Origin of the sequence: Persicitalea sp. (genome assembly GCF_041751555.1) — a bacterium.
GTDB lineage: Bacteria > Bacteroidota > Bacteroidia > Cytophagales > Spirosomataceae > Persicitalea.
In genome coordinates, this window is sequence record NZ_JBGSXF010000168.1 from 1 (window position 1) to 7,452 (window position 7,452).

Sequence of the window (7,452 nt, forward strand, 5' to 3'; positions counted from 1 at the left end):
GGTAGCATTCGGAATACCGCCGATGCCTACCTGAAGCGTGGCTCCGTCCTCGACCAATCCCGCCACATGGCGGCCAATGGCCATATCCATTTCCGAAGGTTCCTGAGAAGCGTGGGTGTAAATGGGGGCCTCGTGGTAGCATAAGGTAGTGAAGCGGCTAACGTGTACCTGACCGTCGCCGTGGGTGCGCGGCATGTGTGGGTTGACCAGCGCGATTACCGTCCGGGCAGTATCGACAGCGGCCCGAGCCACATCCACCGATACGCCCAGTGAGCAAAACCCGTGGGCGTCAGGCGGCGAAACCTGCACCAATGCCACGTCGAGGGGCCAGATGTTGTTGCGAAACAGCATCGGCGCTTCGCTCAGGAAAATGGGCAGATAACTGGCTCGTCCCTCCGCGATGGCCGCCCGCAAATTAGCCCCGATGAACAGGGCATTGGGATGAAAGGATTCCTCATTACCCGGATCGGCCAGTGGCATCGGGCCTTCCAGGTGGAGGTGAATAGTTTGGACGTTGCGGAGTTCGGGAGCGCGCTGCGCCAGTGCTTCAATCAGTACGGTCGGTGTGGCGGCGCCAGCGTGAACGAAAACGCGGTCGTTGCTACGGATTGATTTTACTGCCTCAGTGGCTTCGACGTAGGGGTAATTCATGAATACTTATATTTTTTGGTGTAAAATCGAGAGGTCTATTTCAATGCCGCAAAACAGCAGAATTTGTATTCTAACGCCGATGAGCAAAGTCATGTTTGGCATTTTTTTATTCTTTGCCGATTAGAAGACACTGTCTAGACTCTTTTTTGGACATGAAAAGATCGCTGCTCCTCTCCTTAATGCTTCTGGTTTCTGCCAGATTTGGTTTTTGTCAAAAACAAACTAACCAAAGCCCGCTAGAAACCATTCCAGTGGCCAAAGTATGGTCGGGTCATTCGGTAGGTTTCGACCTGCTGACGACCGATAAGTACCAGTATGCGGGCTACTATGACGAAGGCCAAAACATGGTGATCGCGCAGCGGCCACTCGACTCGAAGCAATGGAAAAGAACCGTGTTGCCCACCAAAGTCGGCTGGGATAGTCACAACTACATCGAAATGGCAGTGGACCGGGACGGTTACCTGCACGTGTCGGGTAACATGCACGCGGTGCCCTTAATCTACTTCCGCTCAGAAAAGCCAGAGAACATCGACCGTTTTGAGAAACTACCCATGACCGGGAAACGCGAAGAGCGGGTGACGTATCCGATCTTCCTCAAAAATAAATCGGGCGATCTCTATTTCCAATACCGAGACGGTGGTAGTGGTAATGGCAATACACTATACAATCGTTACGATCCTGCCAGTAAAACCTGGCGTCCGCTTTTCGATACGCCTTTCTTCGACGGCGAGTCGGAGGTCAACGCCTACATGACGACCCCGACCCTTGGGCCAGACGGGTACTTTTACATCGTCTGGTCGTGGCGCCTGACGCCCGTTGCTAATACCTGCCACAACCTTTCCTGCATCCGCAGCCGCGATATGCTGCATTGGGAAACCATGGGCGGACAATCCGTCGAACTGCCGATCCGATGGCGAAACAGTGACCCCGTCGTGGTTCCCGTCGGCCCCTGGAACGGCCTGACCAATATGTCGTACAACATCGGTTGGGATCAGGAAAAGAATCCGTGCATCGTGTATCATCAGTACGACAAGCAAGGGATCAGCCAAATGTTCGTCACTCGCTGGGAGAAGAACGGCAGAGGCAACTGGCACACTGCACAAATCAGTAATTGGCCCGACTTTACTTGGGAACTCAACGCGACCGGATCGATCAAAAAATCAATCCGGGTTTCGAACGTAAGAACCTCCGGCAATGGCCAATTGGTGGTAAGTTACGAGCATGAAAAATTCGGCCAGGGCTACTGGATTCTTGACCAAAAAACGTTGCAGGTAAAGCAGGAGGTGAAAGGAAAAACGCAGACGGTTGAGAGTAGTTTACCTGCTATTACTCTGAATAAGGATATGGAAGCGCGCACCAAAACGGACAATACAGGCCGCTACACCATGCGGTGGCAAACGCTGCCCGTCAATCAGGATCGTCCGCAGCCTAATAACCCACCTGCCCCGACGGACTTAATCATTTATGAGGTCATAGAAAAGTGACGCTTAACTCTACTCCGGCGAGGACTGCGAATAACTAATCAGCACCGCACCACCGATCATTAGCAGAATTCCCACAACTACCTGCCAGTTTAGCTTTTCTTTGAGAAAATAAACGGCGAATCCTACGGCGAAAACCAGCGACAACCTTTCCAATGAAGTAACCAGCGAGGCATCGCCCAATTTTAGAGCTTTAAAAGAGAGCAGGGAAGAGAGTGTAGTGGCAATACCTGCTCCGATTAGAAAAAGCCAGGTGCGTTTGTCCAGGTCAGCCAGACCCGCGCTCTGCTTTTGCCATAACACCACCGACCAGGAAATCAGGAGAATCAGCACAGACTGCACGGCAAAAGCCAGCGAGGAATCCATGTTTTTGATGCCAGCTTTGGAAAGAACGACGGCGGCCCCGGCGGCGAGGGCAGCCAAAAGAGCAAAGACGATCCACATAGATAGTCGAAAGTTGAGAATAGGTTTCTTGCAACGAACGCTTCAAACGCCAGAAAGTTTCACGGTTATTCACCTTGAAGCAATTACCCAGCGTCCTGCGACCAAAAATAAACAATCCTGTACGCCGAAGAACCGAGAGAGTGTTTTGCATCATCATCGCCTGCTGATAAGCTCTGACAACCTTCGAACCAACTCTTCACAAAATTGCCGAATGATGGGGTAAGCTATTCCTCGTCGGCGACCGACCAATATCCTCCTTCCTCACTTTCGGAAAGTCTGCTCATCGGCGATATTTTTCACAATCGGCCTGTATCTGCGATCGTATTTTAGCTGTTTTCGTCTTTCTCTGAAATCGGGTTGGTACGGTTATTTAACCCCTTAAACCAGATTAAATGTTTATTTTTTTTACAAACTTCAAATACTAATATGGCTGAAATTAAAATAGAAAAGAAACCGCCTGTATGGCCTTGGATACTTCTGGGATTACTTCTGCTCGGATTCTTGGTGTATTGGTTCGCCCTCAGAGGAGACGGAGTAGATGATGACATGGAGGCGATAGATAATACCGAAATGGTCGATACTAACACAGCGGGTGCTACTACCGGAGCGGTAGCCGAATACATTAGTTATATCGAAGGTGACATAGAACCCATGAACCTCGAACACGACTTTACCAATGAAGCTTTGAAAAGACTTACCGTTGCTACCGAGGCCGTCGCTGACCAAGCGGATTATGACATCAAGGCAGATATGGATCAAGTGCGTGAGTATGCTGGTATGATCGCTTCCGACCCTTTCGAAACTTCCCATGCCAACAGTATCCGCAAGGCTACCGAAACCTTAGCTGGTTCCCTTCACAAGATGCAGGAGGCCAAGTTCCCCCAGCTTTCGAACGAAGCGCAAAGCTTAGTGGATGCCGCTAACCAAATCGATCCCGACATGCTGACGCTCGATCAAAAACCTGCTGTCAAAGGCTTTTTCAATGAAGCTGCCAGCTTGCTCCGAAGAATGAATTGAAAACCAGAACTAAAAACTAAATTATGGCTAATACGAATAAAGACATAGAGTTTCTCGACGACCTGGACGACTACAAAGTAGCTTCTGGCTACAGCGATGTCCGGGGTTGGGAAGTTAAAGATTCTAATAACATGACCATCGGTGAGGTAGAAAGCCTTGTGGCAAGTAAATCCGCCGAGCGCGTCGTGTACCTGGATGTGGAAGTGGATGATGAACTCATCAAAGTGGGCAACCAATCCTACAATTCTGCCATCGGCGATGGCGTGAAGGAATATATCAACGAGGATGGGGAAAATCATCTCGTAATTCCCATTGGTATGGTACGACTCGACGAAGAAAACGAGATCGTGTATTCCGACAACATTGACCACGCCACTTTTGCTAAGGCAAACCGCTATAAAAAGGGCGTGGCCTTCGATCGCAATTACGAGGTAGATGTGTACCGACTTTACACAGGTGACGAAACCATTGTAATCCCACTGGACGACGACAACTTTTATGACCGAGAGGCATTCCAGTATTCGGCCAGTAGAAAGCCGCCGCGCTGATTCAATTATCCTCCTATGGAATGGAATAAAGTAAAAGGGCCACTCGAATGAGTGGCCCTTTTTTGTGAACGCTTTAATCTGCTGACTGTGAATTAATTGAAAATATACCGTTTAATAAATCCTTTCAGGAATTTTGGTAGTCGTTGTGTAGATTTGGAAAATGAATCGCGCGTTCAGATGCGATTTTTTGGTTCAATACTTAATCCTAAACCTACACTATCATGCACTTCCCCCGGTTATTCACCCGCGTTTCCCTGTTCTGCTTTTACAGCCTGCTGGCCGTCGCCCTGTCCTGCATCAAAGACCACGATCTGTCGCCACCTGCCAACCTGCCGGAATCCGCCTGCCTGACCATCGGTGGCACTCCGCGCGCTTATCCCTGCGAGTTTGTGATTGAGAAAGTTTCTATCCTAGCTGAGGATGGCTCTGTTCTCGCCGAAGTTCTCGGTGCCAATCCTGATCCCGACAAATTCGTCTCACCCAGTAGGGGCAGGGCGAAGCGGGATTCAAACCCCGGTGCCGCCGCGGTGGGCGAAGGTGGCGATGCCGTTTTCGACGCTCGAATGACATTAAAGCGCGTGGCTCGGCCATCTTTTCCCGTCACTGCCGGATACCAGCTGAGCGCCACGAGCAATAGCGCAAGAGCGGGCATACTCCATACACCTGGCGAGAGATTCAATATCGGCACGCCATTCGCTTTGGATATGCCCGTTGGGGAAACTCGGGACGTGACCTTTGAAATTAGTGTACCCTATGAAATTTCCAACGTAGGTGGTGGAGTGATTCGTCCAACTGCGAGAAGTACGAATACCAAGATGTTCTTTATTGAAAACGACAACACGACGTTACAGTTCAACAGGCGTAATCCACCTTATACCTTCGTCGGCAGCGTTGTGGAGGATTACATTAGAGTGTTCGTGTCGATTAATCGTTGACTATTCACGGTCAGAAAACTGTGGCTATCGAGCTCTACCGGAATTTAAAAAGAGCTATTTTAGCCTAATCCACTATTTCGTATCAATTCATAGACCGTAATCTATAGATCGTAATCTATAGTTTTGTACGAAATAGCGGATTAGACCATAAGTCATTTATCCAGTGAATTAATCCAGGCCGCGATTTTCAACGCTTCGTCTTTCGGTACTTGCGGCATGGCGGCCATGGGCGTAGTGTAGTCCGGCCAGTTTTCGGGCTTGGGGTTATAGATCAAGTCCACAATTTTCTCGTCGGAATAATTCCGTTTTGCCACGTCTTTATAAGCTGGGCCAACTACCCGCTTGTCGGCAGCGTGGCAAGCCAAGCAGGTGTTGCGCTGCAACAACGGCTTGATCTCGTCGTAGGTAGGTACTTTGGCCGAAGCGGTTGCCCCCGGCTGGTTTTTGCCATCGGGCGACACCAAATCCATGGAAGACTTCACATCGGCAGAAGCTTGCCTGGCGCCCGTGCGTCCGGTTGAAAGGTCGGACACGCTCAGCTTCTCACCCGTCGGAATATTGTTCAGCGTGTAGTAGGCCGACGGATGCACCAACGAATAGTAGCTGTTAGCGGCGCGGATGCCATTCAAGTTCAAATGATGGATATAATAGCGGCGCAGCGGGCCATCGGCCACGATGCGGACGGTTTTGCCATCGTCCGACACTTTCACACCTTTCAAGGTAACCTTTTCGGTGTTCGTCGGCGGACTACCATAAACCGCGTGGTACTTATAGATAAAGCTGCTGATCTCGTAAGAATTCAGGTTCTCGGCCGAGGCGCGATCTACGGGCATGGTAAAGTTTATTTCAAAACCGTCGGGCTTGGCTTTCACCGAATACATTTCAAAAGGCATCTTGCCATTCCAGACTAGTCGCTGCAAGCCCTGGTTGGCATCGCCCGCCGAACCCCAGCCCCGGTTGGTTTCGCCTACGAACATGGAGCCATCCTTGGCGAAGGCCATGCGAAGTACGCCCGACTGGAAGTTGCTCCGAAAATCGAAAGCCGCGCCCTGGTACTCGCCGTTCACTTTTTCCAGGAACAAGCGCATGATCTTGCTCTGACCCTGATCGCCCACGAAAAGTTGTCCGGCGAAAGGCCCGAACTTTCCGTCGGTATCGTCCTTGACAATTTCCGAAGTCGAGATACCGTGAATACCGTAAGGTAGCCACACGGCAGGAAGCTTAACCGATTCCGGGTACTTTTCCTTCAACATATAGAGGAACTTCGGATCTTTTTCGTCGGCCACGTTCTCCGGCTTGATATAGCGACCTTCCTTATTTTTGACCTGGCGGTTGTCCATGAAAGAGAAAAACTGCTTCTCCGTCAACTTTACAGGTGAGTTGGGCATCTCGGCCCAACGGAGTCCAGCGGGGTGGCCCATGAAGTCGCCCTTATCCACTTTCCAGATACCGCCCGATCCCATCCAGTCGCCCTGGTTATCGGTATAGAACAGCTCGCCGTCGATCATGCTGATGCCGGCGGGGGAGCGAACGCCCGTGGCGTACGGCTCGTACTTGCCGTCGGGCGTGATGCGAAAAATCCAGCCCCGGCCCGGCACGCGGCTTTCGCCCCGCCACCATTCTTCGTTACCGAAGGCCACATTACCACTCACGAAGAAACTACCATCTGGCGCGATCTTTGGCCCAAAGGAATACTCGTGGTAATGTCCCGATACGGGCCAGGAATAGACCGTCTCGTAAATCTCGGCCTTGCCGTCGCCGTTCTTGTCGGTCAGCTTGGTCAACTCGCCGCGCTGCGCGCAGTAGAGCGAACCGTCTTTCCAGGCAAGGCCCAAAATCTCGTGCAGACCCGAAGCAAACTTGCGGAAGTACGGCTTATTGCTCGTCGGATTGTCCATGAGCAGGACATCGCCCCGGCGCGTAGCCATCGCGATGGAACCATTGGGCAGGGTAGTAAGGCCCCCAACTTCCAGGATCAAGCCCTCGGGAATCGGCGGTGTGAGTATTTTGTAAAAATCCTCTTCGGTAGGTGTTTCCTGGGCAAGGGCAAAAGTGCAGCTTGCAAGGAACATTAAGGTAGTTTTTAAGAATCGTTTCATATTGATTTCAATGATAGAATGAGTGAATGATAGAATGATAGAATACTGGACTCGGACTCAGATATTCTATCATTCTATCATTCAAAATTAATTTTAAAACAGTATCGAATATTTCAACTCGCCCTTCTCCACTGGAATGACGAGCGACTGGCCGCTGCCCGATTTTTTGATTTCGGGGTTGGCGCTGTTGCCGGGGAGTTGGATGTAGTAGTTTTTGTTGTCCACGGCGTAGAGGCCGTCCGAGACTTTCTCAATGGATTTTCCTTCGGCTAGTCGG

Annotated in this window: 7 protein-coding genes and 1 pseudogene; 4 read left to right on the forward strand and 4 right to left on the reverse strand. The window is 50.7% G+C overall.

Annotated features, from left to right (window positions below; translation table 11 throughout):
* The coding region (locus ACEW8P_RS05795) for an acetyl-CoA hydrolase/transferase family protein (RefSeq protein ID WP_373512157.1) at positions 1 to 651 on the reverse strand (651 nt) is incomplete at its 3' end.
* Between the two features lie 152 nt (positions 652 to 803).
* Here ACEW8P_RS05795 and ACEW8P_RS05800 point away from each other — a divergent pair.
* Positions 804 to 2,135, forward strand: a complete 1,332-nt coding sequence (locus ACEW8P_RS05800) for a BNR repeat-containing protein (protein ID WP_373512158.1) — start codon at positions 804 to 806, stop codon at positions 2,133 to 2,135.
* Between the two features lie 9 nt (positions 2,136 to 2,144).
* Here the strand turns inward: ACEW8P_RS05800 and ACEW8P_RS05805 are convergent, their stop codons facing one another.
* Positions 2,145 to 2,576: an EamA family transporter gene (locus ACEW8P_RS05805; protein ID WP_373512159.1), complete on the reverse strand. Its 432-nt coding sequence runs from the start codon at positions 2,574 to 2,576 to the stop codon at positions 2,145 to 2,147.
* Between the two features lie 546 nt (positions 2,577 to 3,122).
* Between ACEW8P_RS05805 and ACEW8P_RS05810 the strand changes: the two genes are divergently transcribed.
* The 3 genes from ACEW8P_RS05810 (at position 3,123) to ACEW8P_RS05820 (ending at position 5,076) form a co-directional block, all read left to right on the forward strand.
* Entirely contained in the window at positions 3,123 to 3,593 is a 471-nt protein-coding gene (locus ACEW8P_RS05810; protein WP_373512160.1) for a hypothetical protein, read from the forward strand.
* Between the two features lie 23 nt (positions 3,594 to 3,616).
* Positions 3,617 to 4,141, forward strand: a complete 525-nt coding sequence (locus tag ACEW8P_RS05815) for a hypothetical protein (RefSeq protein WP_373512161.1) — start codon at positions 3,617 to 3,619, stop codon at positions 4,139 to 4,141.
* A gap of 221 nt (positions 4,142 to 4,362) precedes the next feature.
* Entirely contained in the window at positions 4,363 to 5,076 is a 714-nt protein-coding gene (locus tag ACEW8P_RS05820) for a hypothetical protein (RefSeq protein WP_373512162.1), read from the forward strand.
* Between the two features lie 152 nt (positions 5,077 to 5,228).
* Here ACEW8P_RS05820 and ACEW8P_RS05825 read toward each other — a convergent pair whose 3' ends face one another.
* Complete coding sequence (locus ACEW8P_RS05825) at positions 5,229 to 7,175, reverse strand: hypothetical protein (RefSeq protein WP_373512163.1); 1,947 nt, start codon at positions 7,173 to 7,175, stop codon at positions 5,229 to 5,231.
* 93 nt (positions 7,176 to 7,268) lie between these two features.
* Positions 7,269 to 7,452, reverse strand: a pseudogene (locus tag ACEW8P_RS05830) (hypothetical protein); the annotation flags it as partial.

Excerpts from the sequence above, each read along its gene's own strand:
- ACEW8P_RS05810 (WP_373512160.1), top strand. The coding sequence starts at position 3,123 with ATGGAGGCGATAGATAATACCGAAATGGTCGATACTAACACAGCGGGT.
- ACEW8P_RS05800 (WP_373512158.1), top strand. The coding sequence starts at position 804 with ATGAAAAGATCGCTGCTCCTCTCCTTAATGCTTCTGGTTTCTGCCAGA.
- ACEW8P_RS05815 (WP_373512161.1), top strand. The coding sequence starts at position 3,617 with ATGGCTAATACGAATAAAGACATAGAGTTTCTCGACGACCTGGACGAC.
- ACEW8P_RS05825 (WP_373512163.1), bottom strand. The coding sequence starts at position 7,175 with ATGAAACGATTCTTAAAAACTACCTTAATGTTCCTTGCAAGCTGCACT.
- ACEW8P_RS05805 (WP_373512159.1), bottom strand. The coding sequence starts at position 2,576 with ATGTGGATCGTCTTTGCTCTTTTGGCTGCCCTCGCCGCCGGGGCCGCC.
- ACEW8P_RS05820 (WP_373512162.1), top strand. The coding sequence starts at position 4,363 with ATGCACTTCCCCCGGTTATTCACCCGCGTTTCCCTGTTCTGCTTTTAC.